At 58.2% G+C, this 22,093-nt stretch carries 17 protein-coding genes, 1 other RNA gene and 3 pseudogenes; 7 read left to right on the top strand and 14 right to left on the bottom strand.

The annotated features are described in order from the left end of the window. Nucleotides 1-120: 120 nt before the first annotated feature. Both AC6FTP_RS06220 and AC6FTP_RS06215 read right to left on the bottom strand, forming a co-directional pair. Complete coding sequence (locus tag AC6FTP_RS06220; protein WP_497206036.1) at nt 121-1,020, bottom strand: class I SAM-dependent methyltransferase; 900 nt, start codon at nt 1,018-1,020, stop codon at nt 121-123. Between the two features lie 48 nt (nt 1,021-1,068). Continuing rightward, a complete protein-coding gene (locus AC6FTP_RS06215) occupies nt 1,069-1,593 on the bottom strand; it encodes a cytochrome C (protein ID WP_497206035.1) in 525 nt (174 codons plus the stop codon). A gap of 171 nt (nt 1,594-1,764) precedes the next feature. Between AC6FTP_RS06215 and AC6FTP_RS06210 the strand changes: the two are divergent. After that, nucleotides 1,765-2,349: pseudogene (locus tag AC6FTP_RS06210) on the top strand (DNA alkylation repair protein); the annotation flags it as partial. Nucleotides 2,350-2,414: 65 nt separating this feature from the next. Here AC6FTP_RS06210 and AC6FTP_RS06205 read toward each other — a convergent pair. Beyond that, a complete protein-coding gene (locus AC6FTP_RS06205) occupies nt 2,415-2,711 on the bottom strand; it encodes a hypothetical protein (RefSeq protein ID WP_497206034.1) in 297 nt (98 codons plus the stop codon). 117 nt (nt 2,712-2,828) lie between these two features. Next, nucleotides 2,829-3,497, bottom strand: a complete 669-nt coding sequence (locus AC6FTP_RS06200; RefSeq protein WP_497206033.1) for a hypothetical protein — start codon at nt 3,495-3,497, stop codon at nt 2,829-2,831. A 503-nt stretch (nt 3,498-4,000) separates the two neighbouring features. Here AC6FTP_RS06200 and uppS point away from each other — a divergent pair. The 3 genes from uppS to ssrA all read left to right on the top strand — a co-directional run bounded on the left by uppS (nt 4,001) and on the right by ssrA (nt 6,151). Beyond that, nucleotides 4,001-4,726 carry an undecaprenyl pyrophosphate synthase gene (gene uppS, locus AC6FTP_RS06195; protein WP_497206032.1) on the top strand — a complete coding sequence of 242 codons (726 nt, stop codon included), beginning with the start codon at nt 4,001-4,003 and terminating at the stop codon, nt 4,724-4,726. A gap of 10 nt (nt 4,727-4,736) precedes the next feature. Beyond that, entirely contained in the window at nt 4,737-5,726 is a 990-nt protein-coding gene (locus AC6FTP_RS06190; protein ID WP_497206031.1) for a zinc-binding alcohol dehydrogenase family protein, read from the top strand. A 73-nt stretch (nt 5,727-5,799) separates the two neighbouring features. Next, nucleotides 5,800-6,151: a transfer-messenger RNA gene (ssrA, locus tag AC6FTP_RS06185) on the top strand. Nucleotides 6,152-6,256: 105 nt separating this feature from the next. Here ssrA and AC6FTP_RS06180 read toward each other — a convergent pair. The 5 genes from AC6FTP_RS06180 to AC6FTP_RS06160 all read right to left on the bottom strand — a co-directional run bounded on the left by AC6FTP_RS06180 (nt 6,257) and on the right by AC6FTP_RS06160 (nt 10,596). After that, nucleotides 6,257-7,366, bottom strand: a complete 1,110-nt coding sequence (locus AC6FTP_RS06180) for a WD40/YVTN/BNR-like repeat-containing protein (RefSeq protein WP_497206030.1) — start codon at nt 7,364-7,366, stop codon at nt 6,257-6,259. A 15-nt stretch (nt 7,367-7,381) separates the two neighbouring features. After that, the gene (locus AC6FTP_RS06175) at nt 7,382-7,651 is read right to left on the bottom strand and encodes a MoaD/ThiS family protein (protein ID WP_497206029.1); all 270 of its coding nucleotides are present in this window, start codon (nt 7,649-7,651) and stop codon (nt 7,382-7,384) included. Nucleotides 7,652-7,757: 106 nt separating this feature from the next. Further along, nucleotides 7,758-8,804 (bottom strand): Gfo/Idh/MocA family protein, encoded by a 1,047-nt coding sequence (locus AC6FTP_RS06170; protein WP_497206028.1) that lies wholly within the window; start codon nt 8,802-8,804, stop codon nt 7,758-7,760. 1 nt (nt 8,805) lies between these two features. Further along, nucleotides 8,806-9,960 (bottom strand): LLM class flavin-dependent oxidoreductase, encoded by a 1,155-nt coding sequence (locus tag AC6FTP_RS06165; protein WP_497206027.1) that lies wholly within the window; start codon nt 9,958-9,960, stop codon nt 8,806-8,808. 57 nt (nt 9,961-10,017) lie between these two features. Beyond that, a complete protein-coding gene (locus AC6FTP_RS06160; RefSeq protein WP_497206026.1) occupies nt 10,018-10,596 on the bottom strand; it encodes an RNA polymerase sigma factor in 579 nt (192 codons plus the stop codon). Between the two features lie 233 nt (nt 10,597-10,829). Between AC6FTP_RS06160 and AC6FTP_RS06155 the strand changes: the two genes are divergently transcribed. The 3 genes from AC6FTP_RS06155 (at nt 10,830) to tsf (ending at nt 13,102) form a co-directional block, all read left to right on the top strand. Beyond that, nucleotides 10,830-11,567 carry a winged helix-turn-helix domain-containing protein gene (locus tag AC6FTP_RS06155; RefSeq protein ID WP_497206025.1) on the top strand — a complete coding sequence of 246 codons (738 nt, stop codon included), beginning with the start codon at nt 10,830-10,832 and terminating at the stop codon, nt 11,565-11,567. A gap of 225 nt (nt 11,568-11,792) precedes the next feature. After that, on the top strand, nt 11,793-12,482 hold the full coding sequence (gene rpsB, locus AC6FTP_RS06150) for a 30S ribosomal protein S2 (protein ID WP_497206024.1): 690 nt from the start codon (nt 11,793-11,795) through the stop codon (nt 12,480-12,482). Between the two features lie 23 nt (nt 12,483-12,505). Further along, nucleotides 12,506-13,102, top strand: coding sequence for a translation elongation factor Ts (gene tsf, locus AC6FTP_RS06145; RefSeq protein ID WP_497206023.1), 597 nt, complete (start codon nt 12,506-12,508; stop codon nt 13,100-13,102). 54 nt (nt 13,103-13,156) lie between these two features. Here tsf and AC6FTP_RS06140 read toward each other — a convergent pair whose 3' ends face one another. From AC6FTP_RS06140 to AC6FTP_RS06120, 5 genes and pseudogenes are all read right to left on the bottom strand, one after another. Then, the gene (locus AC6FTP_RS06140; RefSeq protein WP_497206022.1) at nt 13,157-14,011 is read right to left on the bottom strand and encodes a heme-dependent oxidative N-demethylase subunit alpha family protein; all 855 of its coding nucleotides are present in this window, start codon (nt 14,009-14,011) and stop codon (nt 13,157-13,159) included. Nucleotides 14,012-14,569: 558 nt separating this feature from the next. Beyond that, nucleotides 14,570-15,451 (bottom strand): hypothetical protein, encoded by an 882-nt coding sequence (locus AC6FTP_RS06135; RefSeq protein WP_497206021.1) that lies wholly within the window; start codon nt 15,449-15,451, stop codon nt 14,570-14,572. Then, complete coding sequence (locus AC6FTP_RS06130; protein WP_497206061.1) at nt 15,448-19,149, bottom strand: hypothetical protein; 3,702 nt, start codon at nt 19,147-19,149, stop codon at nt 15,448-15,450. Before AC6FTP_RS06130 ends, AC6FTP_RS06135 begins: the two co-directional genes overlap by 4 nt. 99 nt (nt 19,150-19,248) lie before the next feature. Beyond that, nucleotides 19,249-19,362: pseudogene (locus AC6FTP_RS06125) on the bottom strand (hypothetical protein); the annotation flags it as partial. Between the two features lie 331 nt (nt 19,363-19,693). Then, a pseudogene (locus AC6FTP_RS06120) lies at nt 19,694-22,093 on the bottom strand (hypothetical protein); the annotation flags it as partial.

Here is a 22,093-nt window from a genome sequence, read left to right as displayed (position 1 = left end):
AGTCTAAGCACCCCCCGTGCCAAGTTTCGGGCGGACTTGTCACAGGGACAGTCTTGCCCCTCTCAAATCCGCGTCAACCGAGCGACTGGAACCTCGCAAGCACTAGGCTTGGCCGACGTATCACGCCTTCCGCCACAACAGCCCTAGGAAGAGGGGGAATTCTTTTCGTGAGCTGTTCTCGGCGCGCGCTCTCGGCCCTGGCTGGCTCTCTTTGTGGGAGTGCCATTCCTGGAATCCTGCCAGTGTCAGTCCAGCGGCAAAGGCGGGTGCCATGAGTGACTCCAGGCTGCGATGGGTGCTGATCGTGGTCTCACTGTCAGCCTTCCCTGGATGCATGATGATGGGCACGCTCATCGTGCTGCTGTAGGCATCCACGCGGCGATACATGTGCTTCCCCTCGCCCTCGAATCCCCAGCTCGACTGGCGCGGGATGCGGAAGGCGGGATGGTTCAGCACCCAGAGCATGCGTCCGCCCGGCTTCAGCACGTTGGACACGGCCGAACAAACCTTGTCGAGATGTTCCAGGTTTTGCAGGCAAAGGATGGCCGAGGCAGCATCGAAGTCACCGAGCCCGCCGAGCTGCGCGGCATCGCGATCAAAATAGCGGATGGGTGTGCGGCCCTGGTAGGTGCGTGCTTTTTGAATGAGAGTGCTGGAGGCATCGATGCCTGTGACGAGGGCGCCACACTCCGAGATGGCGCGGGAAAACACACCCTGCCCGCAGCCGAGATCGAGCACGCGCTCGCCGCGCTTGGGCTGGAGCAAATCCAGCGCGCGCGGGATGACGACCTCGCGATACAGCTCGGAGCCGCGTTCACCAATGATGCCGTCATACCAGTCCGCCGACTTCTCCCAAGACGTACCCCCCACACTGCGATCTCCCCGAGGTGCGCCACGCGGAGGGCCACCACGCGGCGGTCCACCACGCGAAGGTAAATCACGCGGCGGTCCATCACGCCGTGGCGTGAAGCGGTTAGGCGTGCGTGAGCCGGTGGGTTTGCGAGGGCGTTCTGGGTTCATGCGGCTTTATGCCAGAGATGCAGGCAGTCAGCCACTCGGGATTTCAGTTCATGCACGCACCCAGTCGCTCATCTCGTAAAGCTTTGGATCACGGACGGGCTGGCGGGCACTACGAATGATTTTTTTTACCTGAGTGAAGATGGTATCGGCACCCGAGCCATCTTGATCCAAGCAGCCAAACTGCTCTTCGAACTTGTCCGGGGCTTCCCCAGCTTCGAGACGGCGGACGACTTCACGTAATACAGGAGGAACTTTGTCCCCCATCACATCGGTGAACTTGCGCATGAAATGACCGAGCTGCCGAGGGTCGGGGTTATCGTTGTCGAGTGCCTCCATCTCACCCTCCATATTAGTCATGAGTCTTTCCATTTTGGATTCGTCGATGTCGGCGAAGGGATCATCTTCACTTTCTTCCTTAGCTCTGCCAATGACAGCAAAGTTCGAGATGCGTTTCTCCAGAATGAACTCAGGATTGTCAGGGCAAACAGGAACGACCTCTCGATACGCGAGACTGCGAGCCAGGAACTGGTACAGCGTGTTGTTTTGTGAGCAGTAAAACTCGTAGATGGGCATGAATCTGAAATGGCAAAGCCAGAGGCCAAGCGCAACCTCGAGCTCCTACCGAAAAAGATGACTCTCGCCCGCCTCAGCCAGCAGCTTCACGCCCTCTTCAGCCCTGAACAAGCGCTTCTCAGCCAACGTTTTTTCAAAAGCGGGCCGGGGTAATAGGGTGAGGGAGATCCGTTCCTCGGGCTGAAAGTGCCCCAGGTCCGCGCCATCCTGCCAGACACGGATTTCCTGAGTGACGCGGAAGTGATCACCCTGCTGCATTCGCCCTGGCATGAGGAGCGTCTGCTGGCACTTCTGATTCTGGTGAGATGTTTTGAGAAATCTCGAAAGGACGAGCCTGCTCAGGCGCTCATCGCGACTTCCTATCTGGCCAACACAGCCTGGATCAACAACTGGTATCTCGTGGATAGCAGCGCGCCGCAAGTGCTAGGCAACTGGCTGCTGACCCATGATCGCTCAATTTTAGACAAACTCGCTGACTCAAAGAGCCTGTGGGAACAACGCATCTCCATCCTGGCCACTCAGGCATTCATCAGAAAGGGTGAGTTTGAAGACACCCTGCGTTTGTGCGCGCGCTTTCTCCAGCAACCGCATGGCCTCATGCACAAAGCATGCGGCTGGATGCCGCGAGAGACAGGTAAACGTAATGAGTCCGTGCTGCGCGGCTTTTTAGACGCAAAGAACATGCCCCGCATGATGCTCCGCTATGCACTCGAAAAGCTGCCATACTATGATCATCGCCATTACATGGGGAGGTGATCATTCGATTCCAAATCCGGCAGCGCTACAATTTGCTGGTTCGTCCTTTCTTCCACATCTCCTGATTACGCTTTCAGGTAAAGGAGGCTCATGTGGCTCCAGAAGCTCGCCAGAGCGCTGGGCTCTGCGTCGGCAAGGCGGGACGTGCGCACGAAATTAGCCACCAACTCTGCATCGCCGGAGGCAATATCAGCTTTACCAAAGGCAGGCATCGCGTCCCAGCCGAGGCTCACTTCCTGCGCACTCACCACCTCAGGAAAGGAAGACATCGCTGCCCAGCCCAGATTGGTTTCGACTTTGGAGACGGTGGAGGTGGCTAGAGTAGCGGTTCTCATGGCGGTGGAGAAGGTTTCGATTTTCATAGGATTGAGAGGCGGAGAGTTGCGAAGCTGAGAGGTTGGCGGATTTGAGAGGCTTGATTCTTTATTCTGATTATCAAAAGAGCGGCGAAACGTCACCCTGAGTCGCATTTTTGCGAATTACATGCCAAAAGGATGACGAGGGCTGAAACCAGCGTAGCTGCGGCCCTTGGTGCGCCAGCGTGGACCTTCGCCCACCTTGCCACCAGAGGTGTCCAAGCGAAGACCGCAGATGGTCATGAAAACATGTTCACCAGGCTTCACCCAGATGGTGATGAAGCGGCCTTCGCCAGCCTGGCCGAAGTTCGCAAAACCGATCGAAGTGAGAGGAGCCTTGAGAAGGCCAGCCTTGATCAGAGTGTAGGAAGTCGAGCTGGAGCAATCATAAGCGCGGTCTTCGACGCGGCCGTGTCCCGCGCCACGAACATAAGGGCTGTTCTGGAGAAGGTTTGCAGCGTTGATCAGATACTGGACCTGGGTAGGCAGGCTGGCCGAGCAGGCAACTTGGTTTCCATCAAAGCGGATGAGGCCGTTGCCACTGACGGCGCGGGGAGCAGCGGCAGGAGCCACTGGGCGGGCCACAGCGACCTGCTGAGCCTTGTAGGCTGCCACCTGCTGCTGGTAAACGGCCATCTGCTGCTGATACACTGCCACCTGCTGCTGGTAGGCGGCCCACTGTTGCTGGCGCATGGCGGCGACCTGCTGTGCGGTCTGGGCGCTGGCGACAGAAGCGACGATCAGAAGAGCAGTGATGATCGTGAAGCGGAGGGCGGTGGCGATGTTTTTCATGGCAGTGGTTTCGTTTGCTATGGTATTTTTAGCAATATTCAGACTCACTGCAAATTATAAATAATAATTTTGTATATTTTCTGTAATTTGAGAGTCTTTTGCGGTTTTTCGTAATCATCGAAGCTCACATAACGGACGTTTATAAACCACTTAGTTATTTGGTTATCAGTGATTTATGACCCATCAACCACGCCCATTATTATCTTTTCCATAAAAACCATCTTTGATATAAGAGGGCGCTCATGAATCCACGCTTCTCAATTTTGAGATCCAACGGCACCCTGATAAGTTTGTGTCGAAGACTTCTTGATCCCCTCATTCTCAAAATTCACGACATCCTCCCACAGTCCAAATCAGATCGATTACCCAGCAAGCTCATTCTTCATGACCGAACGTCGAGGTTGGATGAGGCTACTGCTCGACCTGAAACCAGACTTCAAGCTTACCCAGGAGGAATGTCCTGCCTTGCCTGAGAACGCTCAGAGGCTACTCTCGCGGCTCTCATGCCTCCCGCTGTGAACGACGACCTGAAAAACATCCCCCGACACATCGCCATCATCATGGATGGCAATGGCCGATGGGCGAAAGAACGCGGCCTGCCTAGAACGGAAGGACATCGAAATGGTGCGGACACGGTCCGGCGAGTCACCGAAGCCTGTGGTGAACTGGGTGTCGAGTTCCTTACCTTGTATGCCTTTTCCTCGGAAAACTGGAAGCGCCCGAAGCGCGAAGTCGAGGCACTGATGAAACTGTTGGAGGCTTTTCTGCGAACGAAAACGCCCGAAATGATCGAGCAAAACGTCCGCCTCCAGGCCATTGGCCGCCTTCATGATCTTCCCCAGTCCTGTCAGCAGCAGCTTCATCGCAGCATCGAGCAGACCTCTCAGAACACCGGCCTGACCTTGATCCTCGCGCTCAGTTACGGCGGAAGGGAGGAGATCGTCGATGGCGTGAAGAGCCTGCTGGAGAGCATCGAGCGCGGTCATCTCGACAAAGGCATGATCGATACCGAGGTCTTCTCTAAACACCTCTACACCCGCTACTACCCCGACCCCGACCTCCTCATCCGCACCAGTGGAGAGATGCGGCTCTCGAATTTCCTTCTCTGGCAGCTTAGCTATACCGAGTTCTACATCACCGAGACGCTATGGCCGGATTTTGGCAAACCTGATCTCGTCAATGCCATCGCCTCCTATGCCAAGCGGCATCGCCGGTTCGGCGCAGTGTGATCTGACCACCATGAAAGCTCTCTGCCTAACTCAACCTGAGCGTTTCGAGTTGATCGGGCTGCCTGAGGCTTCGGCCCCTGGTCCAAACGAGGCGCTCGTCGCCATCCATTCCATAGGCATCTGCGGTACGGACATCAGTGGCTACCTGGGCAAAATGCCCTTTATCGAATACCCACGCATTTTGGGTCATGAACTCGGTGTCGAAGTCCTCGCAGTCGGCGATAGCGTCACCCATATAAAGCCAGGCGACCGCTGCTCCGTCGAGCCCTACCTGAACTGCGGCACCTGCCATTCCTGCCAGCAGGGCAAAACGAACTGCTGCGAGTCTCTCCGCGTGCTCGGCGTGCATACGGATGGCGCCATGCGCGAGCGCATGCTCCTCCCTGCACACAAGCTGCACCCAGCTAATGCGCTCAACTTTGATCAACTCGCCCTTGTCGAAACCCTCGCCATTGGCTGCCACGCCGTCAATCGAGCCACCATTCGTTCGGACGATGATGTGCTCATCATAGGCGCAGGACCCATTGGGCTGACCGTCCTCGAGTTTGCCCGCCTGACAGGAGCACCTATCACCGTGCTTGAGTTGAATGAAGCTCGTCGTGCCTTTGTACAAAAGTACTATCCGGGCATCCGCGTCGTCGAATGCCTGCCCGACGAACCCTGCGCACAGGTCATCTTCGACGCCACAGGACATCCTGGCTCCATGGCCCGTGCGCTGAAACTAGCACGCTTCACCGGCCGCATCATCTACGTCGGAATCACCAAAGAGCCTGTATTGCTCGACGATCCTCTCTTCCATCGCCGAGAACTCACCCTTCTAGCCAGCCGAAACGCCGTCGCCTCCGACTTCCCTCGCATCCTCAGCCTAATCGCCAGCGGCCAGATCGACACCCGTCCCTGGATCACTCACCGCTGTAGCTTGGACGAACTACCCTCCCAAATGCCCGAGTATGTGAAACCATGCACCGGCGTGGTAAAAGCAGTCATCAGCATCAGTTAAAACAGCATGGGAACCGAACCATGCCTTGACCCCACCCCCGCCCGGCCTTACACATGGTTCGTCAACACTGACTGGGGGCGTCCTGGTTTCGACGGGTAGTCTGCGGTCGGGGTGGCATGCCGAGGATGATTCGTTGGCCTCGTAAAAAATCGAATCAAACAAACAACAGCAAACTCTTCTGAGCTAGCTCTCGCGGCCTAAGCCCCGCGACATCACGGAGGCAAAGTCTGGTAGCCTCCCTGATGACACCACCGGACTGGCTGGCTGATCGGGCGACCGGATCGAAAGCGAGATCAAACAGGACGCTGGGTGAAAGGAATTCTGCAGACGGAAGTCCCTCATCGAGATCAAATCATCTGATAAGCATGTAGAAGCCTCGGCTTATGGCCATTCGGACAGGGGTTCGATTCCCCTCGCCTCCACCACCTTGAAACTCAAGGTGGTGGCCGCCTGAAAGGGGCTGATCAAGAACATAGCTAAGACATGTTCGATTGATTTAAGCGATGCGCGACGACAATCAGGCAAAGATTTCATGTTCCAAACCGCACGCAATAAACCGGCGGCAAATCCGCGCTGAGACGGCCCCAGGTGTCGCCGCTGTCCTCGCTGATCCAAACGCTGCCAGTGGTTGAGCCAAAAGCAAGAGTGCGTCCATCGCCGCTCACGTCGAGGCAATGACGATAGACGAGATGATAGGCGTGCTGCTGCGGGAGACCGGTACGGAGTTGCTCCCAGGTTACGCCGCCGTTTCGCGTGCGCATGACACACAACGCGCCATCACAGGCAACGCGGAATTCGTCTTTGATGCCGGGCACGAACCACGCAGTCTGCGGATCATGCGGATGTACGGCCACGGCGAAGCCAAAGGTGGAAGGTGCGGCGTTCGCGACCTCGCGCCACTTCTGGCCGCCATCGGTGCTGTGGAAGATGCCGTTGTGATGCTGCATCCAGATCGTGTCGGGGTTGGCGGTGCTCCAGGCGATGCGATGGGCGTCCTGGCCGCCGGGGTCGTAGGCTTCCTCCGGCGGGCAGTAGTCGGCGCGGATGCCTTCGCCGATGTTTTGCCAGGTTTCGCCATTGTCTCGGGATTCCCACACACCGCCGCAACTCACGGCGAGCAGCGCGCGGCGTCGATCCCGTGGATCGACGAGGATCGTGTGGATGCCTGGCCACTCAGCACCGCCGCCCATCCATTTGGCTCGGCCAGGATCATTCCAAAGACTCTCCACCAGCCGCCATGAAGCCCCGTGATCTTTGGAGTGAAACAAGCCGCCGGGAATCGTGCCACACCACAGCTCGCCATCCGTGGCACCTGCCTCCAGCGCCCAGATCTTCTTTAGATCCCAGGGCACGGGCTGTTGGTTGACGAAGTTGATGATGTCCGGCGCGCCCTCTGGCTTTGGTGGGTAGGCGGGACTGGTGCGTTCCTCCCAGTTCGCGCCACCGTCGGTAGAGGCGTGAAACTTCGTGCCGAAGTGCCCGTGCTCGACCGCCGCGTAGAGCGTGCCATCGCGTGCATCTGGCAGCAGCATGGGCACCTGCACACCGAGGAAGGACATGCGGCTGATCTCCCAGCCTTTGGAACTGCGGACGGCTTCGACCAATCCTTTGCGGGTTCCGAGATAGAGTTTGGTGCTCATGATGAAAGGTATGTTTTATCCGCCTGAAAGGGCCTGCATGACAAAGATTTCCGATTTGGGCCTGACAACATCGGATTGCATCCGCCGGTCACGGATGGCCGTGCCATCAACAAACACGACGACGTGCTGCCGCACCGCCTGCTGATCATCGAGCACGTAGCCACGCAGCGTGGGATACTGGGCAAACACGGCCTGGAGGCACTCGCGAACCGTCGCGCCCTCGACACTGGAGCGAGGAGCCTTGGTCTGGCGCGTGAGATTGTCCGTGAACTCGATGATGGGCATGGTGGGGAATGACGAAGGAAACTCAAACTGGCACGCGGCGTTTCAGCATTCATTCACAGCAACGACGAACGAGCCGTGCTGTTCAGGACATCACGGCGCATTTTTCTCAGAACCTCAGCATCTCGCCCACGGGCAGTGGCTTGTTCAGTCGGATGGACTCTTCGGCCACGAGGCACAGGCCCGCACTCCAGAGTCCATCGAGGCCGGTGGCGGCAGGCTTCTTGCCGGTGCGGACCATCTCCACGCATTGGGCGATCTCCTCGCGCAGCTCGAAGACCTCGCCGCTGTGCTTTTCGAGCTTCACGGTTTCGAGATTCTCGCCATCAAAGACCTTGAGGAAGTATTCCGGCTCCAACGTGCGATCCAGCGCTCCACTCCAGGCGGCCCAGAGTGCGCCCTTGGTGCCGCTGACTTTGACTGTTTGATGATGCTCAAAGGCTGCGAGCGTTTGGGAAACGACCGCGTAGCTGCCGTTCGGGTATTTGAACATGGCGCTGAAGTTATCAAACAAGGTTGGGCGCTGCGGATCACGCGAGTTCGCATACGCATGAAGCTCCACCGGATCACCGCTGCTTTCGAGATACCAGCGTGCGAGATCAAAGAAGTGGATGGGCTCCTCCAGCACCCAGGAGCCGACGCGACTCTGATCATAGCGCCAGCCTGATGCACCAAGTCGGTAAGGTTTCCGCGAAAGCTCGACGAGCACGTATTGAGGATCGCCGATGGTGCCTGTGTCGATGATCTCCTTGATGCGGCCCCACTGGCTGGAAAGACGCAGCTCATGCCCCACCGCCAGATGCACACCATACTGACGCGCCCCGGCGACGATGGCCTTGCAATCGTCGAGCGTGATGGCCATCGGCTTCTCCAGCAGCACATGCTTGCCCTTTGCCATCGCTGCCAAGGCGATCTCTCGATGCGTGTGACTTGGTGTGGCGATGTCGATGATGTCGAACTCGGCCTGCTCGATCATTTCGAGGCTGTCGGCGAAGATGTGCGCATCAGGATAGAGCATGCGGGCTTCTTCACGCGAAGCCTCCGAAGGCGCGGTGATGGCGACGAGCTTAGCGTCCGGATTTCCAGCGATGGATTGGGCGTGAAATTTGCCCCAGGCACCGAATCCGGCGAGGGCGAAGCGAACGGGGGAAGACATATCAGCGGCGAGGTGCGGTAGTGAGAGGAGTGACGGGGTCGGGAACGCGGCGACCTTGGAGTTCGTTCAAGCGGCAGGTGGGAAGCTTGGGCAAAACATGTTTGGCGAAGAGATCGCACTCGTCGAGGTGCGGGTAGCCGCTGAGGACAAAGGCTCTCATGCCCATGTCCATGTAGCGGTTCAGTTTAGCGAGCACCTGATCAGGATCACCGACGATGGCGCTGGCACAGCCGCTTCTCGCGAGACCGATGCCACTCCAGAGATGATCCTCGATGTAGAGATCCTTGCTCTGGGCGCGGAGTTCGTCCTGACGCATCACACCCGCGCTCTGGCTGTCCTGCGAGCGTGCTTTGATCTCGGCACCTTTGGCGGCATCGAGCTTGGAAATGAGGCGGTCGGCGGCAGCGCGGGCTTCGGCTTCGGTTTCGCGGACGATCACGTGAGCGCGGAAACCGAAGTCGATTTGGCGGCCATAGGCGGCGGCTTTCTCTGACATGACGCGCATGGTCTCGACGATGCGGTCCTCAGTCTCGGGCCACATGAGGAAGACATCGCAGTGCTTCGCGCAGAGGTCCTGGGCGGCTGGGGAGATGCCGCCGAAATACATGAGCGGGCCGCCGTTTTGTTGATAGGGCTTGGCGGGTTCGGTGTTGGGCAGGGAGATCTGATAAAACTCACCCTTCCATTCAAAGGGGCCGTCGGTGCGCCACAGGCCTTGGAGGATCTGGATGATCTCGCTGGCACGGGCGTAGCGGACTTCGTTGCTCTCCTTCGTTCCGGGCATGTCGGAGGAGATGATGTTGATGCACAGACGGCCTTTGGCGATGTGATCCACCGTCGCCAGTGCCCGTGCGAGCATCGGTGGCCAGACCTCACCCATGCGCAGGGCGATGAGTTGATTGATCTGCCGGGTCTGCGGAGCCATAGCGGCGGCAAAGGCCAGCGCGTCCTGCCCGGCGATCCAGCCACTGGGCAGGAGGATGTTTTGGTAGCCGAGGGCATCTGCCTTTTTTACGATGTCGCCGCAGTGCTCGTAGCTGGAGCGCAGGGAGCCATCGGGCACGCCGAGGAACTCGTAATCGTCGGAACAGAGGGCGGAGAACCAAGCGACTTCACACTGACGGGCGGCGGTGCGGATGGAAAAGGCGGGGGGCATGGCTAGATAATGCGCTTTCGAAAAAGGTGGAGCGCCCGCCCGCAATCACAAGTCGAATCAAGGCGACTTTACCACGTTCCAGTCTTTGAAGGAGCCATTCATTTCCTCACGCACCAGCACTCGGAGCTTCTGGCGAGCGCGATGCAGAGCCACGCGTTGCGCCCCGGAACGTGCATTTTCACGCTCCGCATCCAGCAGGCAGGGGCCGATCTCATTCCACAAAGAAGCCCGAGTTTGCAGACGCAGCCGATCAAGCGCGTCGCTGAGGCACTGCGCCAGCCAGGGACGATCTGCCTCAGTAGCAGGCGTGATGTGGGTGGGCAGTTCGGGAACATTTTCATCCTCCAGCGACACCGCCATTTCCAGAGCACCTCGACACTGGCGGCGAGCATCGCGCCAACGATTGATGATCACATGACGCAGCCGGAGGAAAAGGTAGGAAGCCTGCGCCTCGACGGGCCGATTTACCAGAGACTCGATCAATCCACGGCGAGCCAGCGAGAGGAAGACATCCTGCACCACATCCTCTGCATCGACCGGCGCACAGCCCCGCTGGCAGGCGGCTGCATGCAGAGGCCGCCAGTGCGCCCGACAAAATAAATCGAGCGTGTTTGAGGTCGGGCCGTTGAGGTTCATCGTGCGGGGATGCTGAGGGATACGGGGTGGAGGAAGCCTGGAAAGGCTGCCAAATGACTAAAGCAGTCTCACATCTGGGCAATCCTACTAAAGGAGGATAAGCCCAGTTCCATCTGTGACACCCGCATCCAAGCGGCGGCCTGTAAATGCCGTGTGTGCAAAGCGGTCCTTTTTTGTTAAGTCTGTGTAAATCTAATCCCCATCAGCTCCCCTACCCCGCTAGACTCCAGCTCATGCCTCCCGAACCCGCCTCCTTTCAAGACGGCCTCACTCATGTCCTCGTCATCGATGACGACCGCAAGCTCGCCGGGCTGATCCGCGACTACCTCACGCCGCTGGGCTACGCCGTGGAGCTCATCCACACCGGCCCGGAGGGAGCCGAGCGCGCCCTCGCCGCGCCCTGGCATGCCATCATCCTCGATCTCATGCTGCCGGGTTGCGACGGCTTCGAGGTGCTGAAGCGCATCCGCGCGAAGTCGGCGGTGCCCATCCTCATGCTCACTGCACGTGGCGAGGAGGCGGACCGCATCGTCGGCCTGGAGATCGGAGCCGATGATTATCTGCCGAAGACCTTCTCCACCCGCGAGTTGCTCGCCCGCCTGCGCGCCGTCACACGCCGCTCCACCATCGCCCAGACCTCCGCGCCCGCGGAGGCACCCATCAAAGAACTCGTCGTCGGCACCGTGCGGCTGAATCTCGATGCCCGAGTCGCCACACAGAACGACCAAGTGCTCGTGCTCACTCCCGTAGAGTTCGACATCCTCACCGCGCTCATGAAGTCCCGAGGCCGCATCAAGTCCCGCGAGGCCCTCATCGAAAACCTGCGTGACCGGCAGTACGAGGTCTTCGACCGCAGCGTCGATGTCCACGTCGCCGCCCTGCGCAAGAAGCTCGGCGACGACGCCCACCAGCCCCGCTACATCCGCACCGTGCGCAGCGCAGGGTACATGTTCATCAATCCGGAGGCGTAGGAAGAGCGGCGGCACCCCCGGCCAAACCAGTCGGAATGTGCCGGAAAAACCACTTGCCGCAGGGCGCTTCGCCCCTACCATGCGCGCCCTTCCGCCCGGCCCTATGGCTGGGAGGGAGTTTTCAGCAAACCATCCACCCGCCGGTCTCCCGGATCAAGGCTCACTGCCTTGAGCGCCCGTCTCGCTGAGCGACGCGTGCGGAAGACAAGCACCTCAACTAACTACATGTCCCAAATCCTCGCCGAACTCGTCGAAGCTGGTGTCCACTTCGGTCACCAGACCAAACGCTGGAATCCGAAGATGAAGCCCTTCATCCTCGATACCCGCAATCAGATCCACATCCTCAACATCGAGGAGACCGTCAAGCAGATCGATGTCGCCGCCAAATTCCTGGCGGAACTTGCCAGCAAAGGCAAGCGCATGCTCTTCGTCGGCTGCAAACGCCAGGCTCAAGAAGCCATCCGCGAAGCGGCTGAAGCCTGCGGCCAGTTCTACGTGAATCACCGCTGGCTCGGTGGCACCCTCACGAACCTCGAAACCATCCGCAAGAGCGTCGCCCGTCTCGCCTACCTCGAAGAAATCGAGAAGAAGCCCGAGTTCAAAGCGATGTCCAAGAAGGAACTCGCCTCCCTGAACCGCGAGCGCATCAAGCTTGAGCGCAACCTGCGTGGTGTCCGTGGCATGGAGAAATTCCCCGACGCCGTCATCATCGTCGATGCCGCCCGCGAGCACATCGCCGTGCATGAGTCCCGCCGTCTGAAGATCCCGATCGTGGCCCTCGTGGACACGAACGCCGACCCGGACAAGATCGACTACCCGATCGCCGCGAATGACGACGCCATCCGCTCCATCCGCATCATTCTGCAGAAGCTGATCGACCCCGTCATCACCGCCACTACTGAGCTGAAGAAGTAACCCTTTCCCCCATTCATAGACCTATGGCAGAAATCACCGCTAAAACAGTCATGGCCCTGCGTGAAAAGACCAACGCAGCCATGATGGAATGCAAAGCCGCACTCAAGGAAGCCGATGGCGACCTGGAAAAGGCCGAAGTCATCCTCCGCAAAAAAGGCACCATCAAGGCCGAGAAGAAAGCTGACCGTCAGACGAAGGAAGGCATCATCGCCTCCTACATCCACATGGCAGGCCGCATCGGCGTGCTCATCGAAGTGAACTGCGAGACCGACTTCGTCGCCCGCAATGAAATCTTCCAGGCCTTCGTCCGCGACATCTCCCTCCACATCGCCGCCGCGAACCCCAGGTTCCTCGGTCGTGAAGAGATCCCGGAATCACTCCTCGCCACCGAGCGTGAAATCGCGCTCGACCAGGTCAAGGGCAAGCCCGAGGCCATCGCCGAGAAGATCGTTCAGGGCAAGATCGACAAGATCTTCTCCGAGCAGTGCCTCTATGAGCAGGCCTTCATCAAGAATCCCGACATCACCATCGCCGACTTTGTGAAGAGCAAGATCGCCGAACTCGGTGAAAACCTCGTCGTCCGCCGCTTCGTGCGCTACGCCGTGGGTGAAGAGATCTGATCCAGGCAAGCATCAAAGAACCTTCGAGAGGGCGGACGCGAGTCCGCCCTCTTTTTATGTCAGCGCAGCCACCAGGGAATCACGCGCCACCAGGATGCCTTTGTAGCGCGCCACGGGCTCAGGCATCGTCTTCAAAGCACGGGCGATGCGGGCACTCATGCCGGGCAGCGCGGCCACCTCATCCAGCCGGTGGCAAATCACGCGGATGCCGAAGAGGATGCAGCGGCTCACAGAGAGCCGGGTGAGGTATTGATGCTCCAGGCGGATCCACGTCCCTTCAGGCCGCGCCGCCGCAGTCAGCTTGGGCAAAGCACGTGAGGGGTGATGGTTCAGCTCGTCATCTGCCGCCAGCCCCCAGTTCTCCCGCTCCCAGGCGGCACCGACATCCAGCCGTGAAAGGAAGGTGTGGATGCCACCGCCGATCTGCGTTTGCAAGCCAGGCACCGGGGCATGGACCGCACTCATCGGCAGGCCCAGCTTCTCCGGCAAAGACCACACCGAGGGAAACACCACCTCACCAGCGAGCGCGATGGGCTCCGCCTCCACCCCCGCAGACATGACCACCCAGTCCGGCTCAGGCTGGGCGGAGAATCCGCGCATCCAGGCCCGAGCCTCATCACGCGCTTCAGCGCCCTCGGGAAGACAAGCCTCATAGCACTCAGGCGACTCGCTGAGCCACCGCTGACGCTCCTGGATCAAACGACCCGATACATCCCATGTGCTCCAAAAACGTGCAGCATCACCAGGTCGTAAGCCCATGCTCAGGCGGTAGTCGGCGTCAGGATAGAGACGCGCCCAGTCAGGAGAAAATCCGAATGACGAAGGACGAATGACGAAATCTCCAGAGTCGGCACCGGCGTGGATCGGGTCATTCTTCATCATGCCCACGGTTCCCTCAGGATTCGCCATTCGTCATTCAGATTTCATCATTCCCTCTCACGCCCCGCCCTTCAGCGGCAGCCCGTGCATTTGGGATCTCGCCTGCCTGGCTGTCATGCGGCCTGAGCCTCGCCGCTGCACTGTAAGGCACGAACAGAGCAGCCTGATACCAGGAGGGAGGTCACTACACACAATGCGCTGTAGTGTGGCGAGGCTTTGCGAGCGCACCGTAGGCCGCAGGTCCCGCTGCTTTGAGCGGGTGGCGGCCTACTGCACACTACTCCGCATTGTGTCGTGGTTACCGTCCAGGGTGCGGAGCTGGCGAGTTGCGCGAGCCACACTGAACGGCGGTTGGTTCAACGGGTGCGAATCGGAGGCGAGGAACGAGCCGAGATAGACTGCGAGGGACGAGCAGCCTGAAGGGCGAGATGAGCGCAGCGAACGAGTCAACCTGCGGCGTTACGGAAAGCCGCACTGTTCGTTGCGGCAGGGGGCGGGAGCGGGCGGAGCACTTCGGTGGTGGGCAATGGGCGGAGCCGCGAGCTTTGCGAAGCGCTGGTGTTGGCTCGATGCACGTTGCAGGCTGCATCACTTGCGGTTCTTCACCAGCAACAACAGCAGGCCAGTTGCCGCCACGATCAACACAACGATGATGCTCCACGGTGTTGATGTGGTCGGTTCCTCGCTTGACGGTGGGCGGAGCTTTGCATCAGTTGGCTTCGATGGGGTTGGCGGGTTGATAAGTTGGCCGTCTGCACCGCGAACCTGACCAAGGCGGCGATCAAGCTCCTCCTGCTCTTTGATCAAGTGTGCGTAGGCATCCTTTAGCTCATAGATTTTCCCGGTTGGTGAGTCCAATGACACCAGCATTAATCCGGAGGGCGGCTTTGGATTATTGCTCTTGCCCCATGATTCATCGCGCTTGTCATCGTCATCAACATTCCAACTGAAGCTCATGTGTATCATCCAAGGATACTTCGTGTTCATACTGCTAAGGATCTCAATGAAGACGTTGGGATAGTTGCCGTTCTGCGCGTTTGAGAACGTAGGGGCATCTCGACCCTTACCTTTGATGGCGTCCCTCCACTCGTTGAGACGATCTACAGGGATGCTGAAAGCCTTATGAACGGTGAGTGCTACTTGATAAGCTTCATCATCTGGCAGTACTCCCCCGGTGATCTCGATGAACAACAATTTCCCGTTCTGGGAAGTCATGGAACCAATGTCGATTTTGGACCGGATTGTTGCTCCACCGGGTAGGGCAATAGCAAGATTCTGAGGCTCCAGCGAAAAGTGTCTTCGCTTGTCTCCACGGCTGCTCTCTTTGTATTTTAGGCCGGTTGCCAGAACGGATTCTAGATAATGACCGTCTGCCAAATTTAAATAAGTCTGCGCTCTTGCGACTATTGGCACCATTGCAAATGCCAATATCCAGACAGCGAAGTGTTTGAGCCAGTTGAAAGCGTTCATCGTAGCGGAAGTAGATTCAACCAGAACGAGAAGCCTGCCGCGTTGCTTCTGAGGTTTTGATTGGCGAGACCCTGACGTTGAGTGTTGGGCTTGCTTACCCAAAGAGGCCACATGCCTTGCTGTGCGTCTGTAATCCACGCCCAGCGGTCGTTGTAAATCGCGATGTTTCCGTTGGGTATTACCGTCTGGAAAGATGGGCCTCCCGGTATCGGATTATTCGTCATAATCGAAAACAACCAGCTTACCCAACCATCAAGCATCGCGTCCAAGTTTAGGTATGTGATTCGCAGAATGTCCCGTTGCTCACGTTGCAGCAATGTCTGGTTAGCGGATGATACATCGCCGTCCTCATCAAGCTGCTTCCAAGCATCGTAAACTGGGCCATCTATGGTTCCCTGATCTTTGAGATATTTCATCGACTTAATTCCTCCAGTCCTGAAAGCAACGAACTGGTAAGCAAGGTCATTGTAGATGTTGATGTTGGCATCAATGAGAAGGTCTTGGATGCTTTGCAGAGCATTTGCAGCGATTATGCCAACACCACGCGGTATCGCTGCTCCCTCCTTCCCATATTGAGCATCACTCATTCCTGCATAAATCGGCGCCCCAGCCAGCTTGGCCAGACCAGCCCAGAGGAACTTGTCGCGCTCTTTATCGTGCAGCTTGGCGTAATACTCGTAAACCGAATAGATATAGGGTCGGTTGAGCAGGAAGTCGTTGGCGACGACATATTGATTCATGTCGATGCCGGTGTTGTTGAACCCATTCTTGCCCGCACCGCTGCTGCTCGTGAAGCTGTCGAGGTAGATTTCATCACGAACCACCGCTAGCCACTGAGCCTTGGTCCATTCGGTGCGGACTTCAAAGGTCTGTTCGTGCTTGATATCCGTGCTGCCTTTCTGAATACGATATTCAAGGGTGATTTTCCCAGGGGCTATACCTTCAATCCAGAACGTGGCTCCTGACGGCACTGTCTTGTTGATGCCATACACTTTCCCCACCAGATTTCTTGGGGCTGGGTTGTTGGCGAGATCACCATCCATGAAGGGATCATCAGGCTGGATCATGAGTTCCTGATTGGTTCCCCATGTGGCGAAGAACCGCACCTGCCCTGGCTCTCGTTTGCCAGTGTCAGGATCGGTTTTGTTCTTCTTCGTAATGGTCACGGTGGCACCGTTGAAGAAGTCGTCCGGCATGACTCCTGGGCGAAGGCCGAACCATCCCTGGTGAAGATCATCCGTGACAACGTCTCCAGCACTTACACGACCATCAACACTAGCACGCTCAGCGATGAGTGTATGATTGCGGTTATCCGCGATGGCTCCGGTTTCTTGTGCTGCTGTTCCTCCAGTGTCACCCTCGTCAAAGTCACCATTTGAAGTGAGTTTTTCAGGCGCTAACTCCATCGGGAGGAGGCGAATGCTGACACTGCGGTTTTCTGCGGCAGGGAGGGGACAGTCTGCGAGCATGTGGGCGGTGATTATATCGAAGCCCGAATCACTGGCTCCCGGAGGGATGGTGACGGTGATGGTGCCTTGTCCCAGGACTTCGGTCCAAGATTGAGGTGGGGAGGTGTTGGTTTCATGAGTGATGGCCACAGGCAAAAAGGACATAGTCACACCCTGAGGGAGGGACACCCGCTGTTGGGTGCCGGGTGCCAGGGCGACCAAGCGAGCTTTGCGGATGGTTTCATGCGTTTGCGTATAGGTAACCGTCTTCGGTGGGTTGTTGGGATCTTGTTCCTCCGTTTTCTGGTACATTCCTGAGGCTAGTTCAAGAAAGCCGCCGACCACCAGATCTTTGTCCTGTGTACTGAAGCTGGGGACACTCCCGTAGGAGGCTAGATTTCCAGCATGGGGAGCTGCGGAATCGCTGACCTTCTGCTGCCAGCTCAGCGCCCCGGACGACACGTCTGGGAGCATGGCAAACTCCGGGTCATAACTGCAGTAAGAGTATTTGCCGGTGCCATCAAGCCGCAAGCCTTCCAGTTGGTAATGGGTTTGTTCGTTATCAGGCGGCTTCAAGAAGCTTACAGGAGTGGGGTTGGTCTCCATCGTGCTTATCTTATAATTGACGAAGTGATAGTGATGCTTGCCGGTAAAGGACCCATTCACATGGGCACTATGATACGGTGCCTGCCAAGCGATTACAAAAGGAGGATTGGCCTCGCCAGTGCCAGTGCCAGTGCCAGGAGCGGCCACGGAGATTATCTGGAAACTGGTGTTCAGGTTTGTCTGCTCCGCCTGGAAGGTGGCGGTGATGATGTGTGCCCCTGCTGTGGCAGGTGCCAGCAGGCGCACAGCAGCGGTGCCTGTGTGGTCCGTGTTCAGGGTGTAGGGCAGCGGTACCGCCTTTCCACTTGAATCCAGGACGCTGCCACCTGTGGGGCAGGCAAAGGTGACGGGCAAGCCTGCGGCTGGCAACGGAATGACCCCGGAAAGTGTTTGGATGCTGTGTGAGATCTGCACGGCTAGACGATCATGCAAAAGCCTGCCTGCATAGCCTGTCTGCGGACTGCCCTTGAGATGTTTCATTGTGTAAAAATTAACGACAGGTGTGCCTGTAGCGAGGATCCTGGCTAAGAAGCTGGTCAAAGTGGCCTGCTGATGGACCGCGCCGCATGTGATGCTGGCGTTGAAATCTTGCGTCCCGCCTGGTGCCAGGGCAACGACGCGGGCGCAGCCGTCCGCGCCTGTGCGCAGCTTAAGCGGTGCGGCCATTGTCTGAGAAGAGGGATGCTCGGCGACACGGAATAGAAGGCCGCTAGTTTCTGTGGCGAACTCCACCTCAGCTCCTGCCACCGGCCAGCCTTCGCACATAGCCCGGACGACGAGAGGTGCGGGGAAGAGCTTGTTACCGGGCACCACCTGCTCATCTCCACCAGCTATTTCTAGCTCGAAGGTGGGGTGACTTAGGGGATCTCTGGGGTCCGTCTCCAAGAGGTTCTCCGCGCCATTGGTAAAGCCGTCAGCGTCCAAGTCCCGCCCGGCGGTGTAAGGGTTGTCGGGATACCTGGGACCACTTTTATCACCCGGCAGACTGCCACTCAGACGCTGATATTCCTCCAGGCTGCTCCAGCCGTCATGGTCGGGGTCGGTGAAGGCGAGGATTTTGTTTCTAGCGGTGACGATGGCCGCTTCGGTGGTTGGAACTACCAACGGAGTGAAGGCGGTGATCGAGGCGGTGGTGGGGTAGTCGATCAAAAAGCCATCCAAGCTACGCAGCCCCTCCAGCACGCGTCTGGCGTTTTCGGGCAGACGGCTCAAGGGGGTGTCACGGTGGTAGCCGAAGTGCAGGGGGCTGGGTTTTGCATCATGGGGTATAGATTTGTAGAGCATTTGCAGACTGGCGGGGCCATGCAGATTGGCCGCATCCTCCCAGGCATCTGGCATACCGTCGTTGTCGGTATCTCCCGCGAGGCCCGTGACGGTCAGCGTGGCAGAGGAGGTGATGGCGGTCCTGAACACTCCGGCGGCGCTGATGGTGAAGTTCCCTGTCTTGTGCGGCACTTTGACAGCCACACTGGCCTGCCCGTCCGCCCCGGTGGTGATCTGGAAGGTCTTGGGCTGCCAGTCGGGTTCATTCGAGCCGACTGATTTAGCCACGAGGGTGAAGTTGTCTGGGGCGCTGATCTTGACTGTGACCCCCGGCAGTGGCGCGCCCTTAACGAGGTTTTGTCTGGAGGGGCCGTCATACACAGACTTGAGCACGAGGTCGCTGCCGCTGCGATTATGCGCAGGCGTACCCTGCCCGCCGCCGCTGAGGCTGATTTTCATTGCAGGGGTTGAATTTTTGTCCTGGGAGTTGGTGCCTGCCAGATACTCTGCGGCATCTGAAAAGCCATCTGCGTCCGTGTCGCGGTCTCCCGTGGGGGCGTAGTCGGGCACGGTGGGGTTCTTTCCCTCCGCCATCTCCCGGTGGTTGCTCAGGCCATCATGATCAGGGTCCATGCCGTTGAGGGTGGTCCACCTCAGCAATGTGGCGTTTATTGTGTGATACTCGGCTACCTGGGTGGGCGTGGGATTGGCGGCGACGGTCGGCTCTGGAGGCGGTGATAGCGGGTATTCGTTGATGATGCCGTTCGGGCCAGCGTATTCCATGTAGCCGACCGCAGCATAAATGCTTTTGATACCGTGAGGGTCCGGCGGTCCCGCCACTTTCTGATCCAATTGTGCCTGGGCTGCTGGAATGTCTGCCGGGAAGGCCTGCCGCCAACTCAGTCCATGGAAGATCTCCCAGTCGTCAGGCAAAAAGATCGTGATCCCGATCTGGTCCATCGACCATGTACTGTGCCTGGAGCTGAGCGATGACTGCCGCCTGCGTGGCCGAGGGAGAGGGCAGCACACCCGTAGCAGCATCTGTGTCTGTGGCAAAAACCACGCCTTCAGACCGCAGCCACTGCAAATAACCCGCTGGCAAGTGATCGTAGCCACACACCTCGCCAGTCGAAGTCGGTGCTACTTGGTATTTGTATTTGCTGACAAAGAATGCCGTCGCCGTCATCGCGCCAGAGCCGATTTGGTCACGAACCGCCTGCCGCAGAAGCGCGTCCGTCATCCAGGCTTTATAGGTGCTCTCGCGTCTGGCCCACTCGTACGCCGCAGCAGAACTCAAGGGATGGGCGCGGGTGGTCACATTGTATGTGCTTCCTGTGGAGCTGTTCGGCCCAGAGGCCATGTTAAAGGGGTGGGTGGCTACAGCCCCTGCTTCTTTTTCTGGACCCCACAGCTTATCGAGCTCTTCAATGGTCAGCAGGCCGTCCTCATCGGGATCTTCATAGGCGTCTCCTGGGCGGAACTTGCTGATGAATGTGGGATATACCTTCGCCCAGTTGTCCTCGACCGTGTTAGTCAGACCGTCCTGATCAAAGTCGCTGTTCACTGTCCCTCGGAGATTCGTGCCTGACAGGTATTCCTGGTAGTTGCTGATGCCATCACCATCGAGATCCCCATCAGCAGTCAAGAATGTCTTTGCAGTGGCCTCGCTCCATGCTGGAGATGCATACAGGGCCTCCACCAAATCGGGCAACCCGTCCATATCTTCATCGTGCAAATTGGCGAAAAAATGCAGGCAGCCATTGTTTTGATACCAGAAGCCGGAAACACTCTTCAACTGGATGTCGAAGCTGGATTCATCCGCATCATTGCTCGTCAAAAGCACGGCGGCGACCCGGCTGGAGCCCACATAGGCGGCAGGGGCGGTGAAAGTCACCGTGAAAATCGTGCTTTCTCCTGCGGCCAGAGTGTTGGTCCCCAGACCGGTGAGGATGTAATTAGCTTTGTGCGTTCCGTTCAAAGCGACCGTCAGGTTGGTGAGCGGAAGGCCGCCCCGGTTACGAACCGTGTAGGTCTTGACCAGATCACCGGCATTGATGCTCTTGCTGGGAAAGGCCGTGGTAGCCCCGTCAGGAATGAAATAACCCGAATTGACGGCTCCATTGAGCGACTCCTCCAACTCGATTTCAGGGTCGGCAGGATCTTGCGGCGGGCCTGAGGGAGAACCCTGTCCGCCCTGGTCTGACCCGCTGTTGTCCGCCTCAGCGGCCACGGTTTCAGTGAAGACCAAAGGGTCCGTGAAAGAGCCGCGCACCTCCTCGAAATCCGTCAGGCCATCGCCGTCAGTGTCCACATGCAGTGGGTTCGTGCCAGCGTAGGTTTCCTCGCCGTCGCGCAGGCCGTCGCCATCGCTATCGGGGTTGTCGAAAAGAGTTCCAGCGGTGATTTCCTCGATGTCCGTGAGCCCGTCATTGTCGCGGTCGTCGGGGAACTCATCGTCTTGATCCGAGATGCCGTCCCCATCGCTGTCCAATGGAGCCTCCAGCTCGTCGTTGACGCCGCTGCCATCGTGGTCGTTCCAGAGGGTGTTGTCATCCGGGTGGGTGTCGAGATTATCATTGTAGCCGTCCCCATCACGGTCGGTGACGATGATCTCGTCCTGGTCGTTGATGTTGTTGCCGTTGTGATCATTCCAGAGCGCGCTGTCGTTCGGATGCGTGTCGTGAGCGTTGGCGGTGCCGTCGCCATCGTTGTCGAGGAACTGGTCTTCCGTGCTGTCGTTGTACCCGTTGCGGTTCCAGTCTTCCCAGAGGCTGGAAAGGCTGGGATCAGAATCGCTGGCGTCGGGGTAGCCGTCGCCATCGCTGTCCATCGGCGGCGGCTCCTGATCGTCGTTAATGCCGTTGCGGTTCCAGTCGTTCCAAAGGGTGTTGTTGTCTGGATCGGAGTCGTTGGTATCGTTGTAGCCATCATCATCGAGGTCAAAATCTGGGGGCGCTTCCTGGCTGTCATTGATGCCGTTGCCATTCCAGTCCTCCCAGAGATTGAAGTCATTCGGGTGAGAGTCCTGGAAGTCGGGCACGGGATCGCCGTCGGCGTTGTTCTGCTCCTGGCTGTCATTGACACCGTTGCTGTTCCAGTCCTCCCAGAGGCTGTTGTTAAAAGGATGTGAGTCGGAGTTGTCGGCGTGAGTGTCACCGTCGTTGTCAGCCGTGCCGCCTTCGCTGTCATCGTTCACGCCGTTGCCGTTCCAGTCACACCAGAGCGTGTTCGAGTTTGGGTGGGAGTCCTGGAGATTGGTGACGCCGTCGCCATCCCAGTCTTCGTCCTGATCATTTGTGCCGTTGTAGTTCCAGTCATTGGATAG

This window comes from Prosthecobacter sp. (assembly GCF_044378005.1).
In the GTDB taxonomy this organism is placed as follows: domain Bacteria; phylum Verrucomicrobiota; class Verrucomicrobiia; order Verrucomicrobiales; family Verrucomicrobiaceae; genus Prosthecobacter.
This window is presented reverse-complemented; position numbering and strand designations above follow the sequence as displayed.

What these genes read in the sequence shown, in the direction of transcription:
- AC6FTP_RS06165 (WP_497206027.1), bottom strand. Translation starts at nt 9,960, where the DNA reads ATGCCCCCCGCCTTTTCCATCCGCACCGCCGCCCGTCAGTGTGAAGTC.
- AC6FTP_RS06190 (WP_497206031.1), top strand. Translation starts at nt 4,737, where the DNA reads ATGAAAGCTCTCTGCCTAACTCAACCTGAGCGTTTCGAGTTGATCGGG.
- AC6FTP_RS06220 (WP_497206036.1), bottom strand. Translation starts at nt 1,020, where the DNA reads ATGAACCCAGAACGCCCTCGCAAACCCACCGGCTCACGCACGCCTAAC.
- AC6FTP_RS06180 (WP_497206030.1), bottom strand. Translation starts at nt 7,366, where the DNA reads ATGAGCACCAAACTCTATCTCGGAACCCGCAAAGGATTGGTCGAAGCC.
- AC6FTP_RS06135 (WP_497206021.1), bottom strand. Translation starts at nt 15,451, where the DNA reads ATGAACGCTTTCAACTGGCTCAAACACTTCGCTGTCTGGATATTGGCA.
- tsf (WP_497206023.1), top strand. Translation starts at nt 12,506, where the DNA reads ATGGCAGAAATCACCGCTAAAACAGTCATGGCCCTGCGTGAAAAGACC.
- rpsB (WP_497206024.1), top strand. Translation starts at nt 11,793, where the DNA reads ATGTCCCAAATCCTCGCCGAACTCGTCGAAGCTGGTGTCCACTTCGGT.
- AC6FTP_RS06155 (WP_497206025.1), top strand. Translation starts at nt 10,830, where the DNA reads ATGCCTCCCGAACCCGCCTCCTTTCAAGACGGCCTCACTCATGTCCTC.
- AC6FTP_RS06205 (WP_497206034.1), bottom strand. Translation starts at nt 2,711, where the DNA reads ATGAAAATCGAAACCTTCTCCACCGCCATGAGAACCGCTACTCTAGCC.
- AC6FTP_RS06175 (WP_497206029.1), bottom strand. Translation starts at nt 7,651, where the DNA reads ATGCCCATCATCGAGTTCACGGACAATCTCACGCGCCAGACCAAGGCT.
- AC6FTP_RS06140 (WP_497206022.1), bottom strand. Translation starts at nt 14,011, where the DNA reads ATGGCGAATCCTGAGGGAACCGTGGGCATGATGAAGAATGACCCGATC.
- uppS (WP_497206032.1), top strand. Translation starts at nt 4,001, where the DNA reads ATGCCTCCCGCTGTGAACGACGACCTGAAAAACATCCCCCGACACATC.
- AC6FTP_RS06215 (WP_497206035.1), bottom strand. Translation starts at nt 1,593, where the DNA reads ATGCCCATCTACGAGTTTTACTGCTCACAAAACAACACGCTGTACCAG.
- AC6FTP_RS06200 (WP_497206033.1), bottom strand. Translation starts at nt 3,497, where the DNA reads ATGAAAAACATCGCCACCGCCCTCCGCTTCACGATCATCACTGCTCTT.
- AC6FTP_RS06170 (WP_497206028.1), bottom strand. Translation starts at nt 8,804, where the DNA reads ATGTCTTCCCCCGTTCGCTTCGCCCTCGCCGGATTCGGTGCCTGGGGC.
- AC6FTP_RS06160 (WP_497206026.1), bottom strand. Translation starts at nt 10,596, where the DNA reads ATGAACCTCAACGGCCCGACCTCAAACACGCTCGATTTATTTTGTCGG.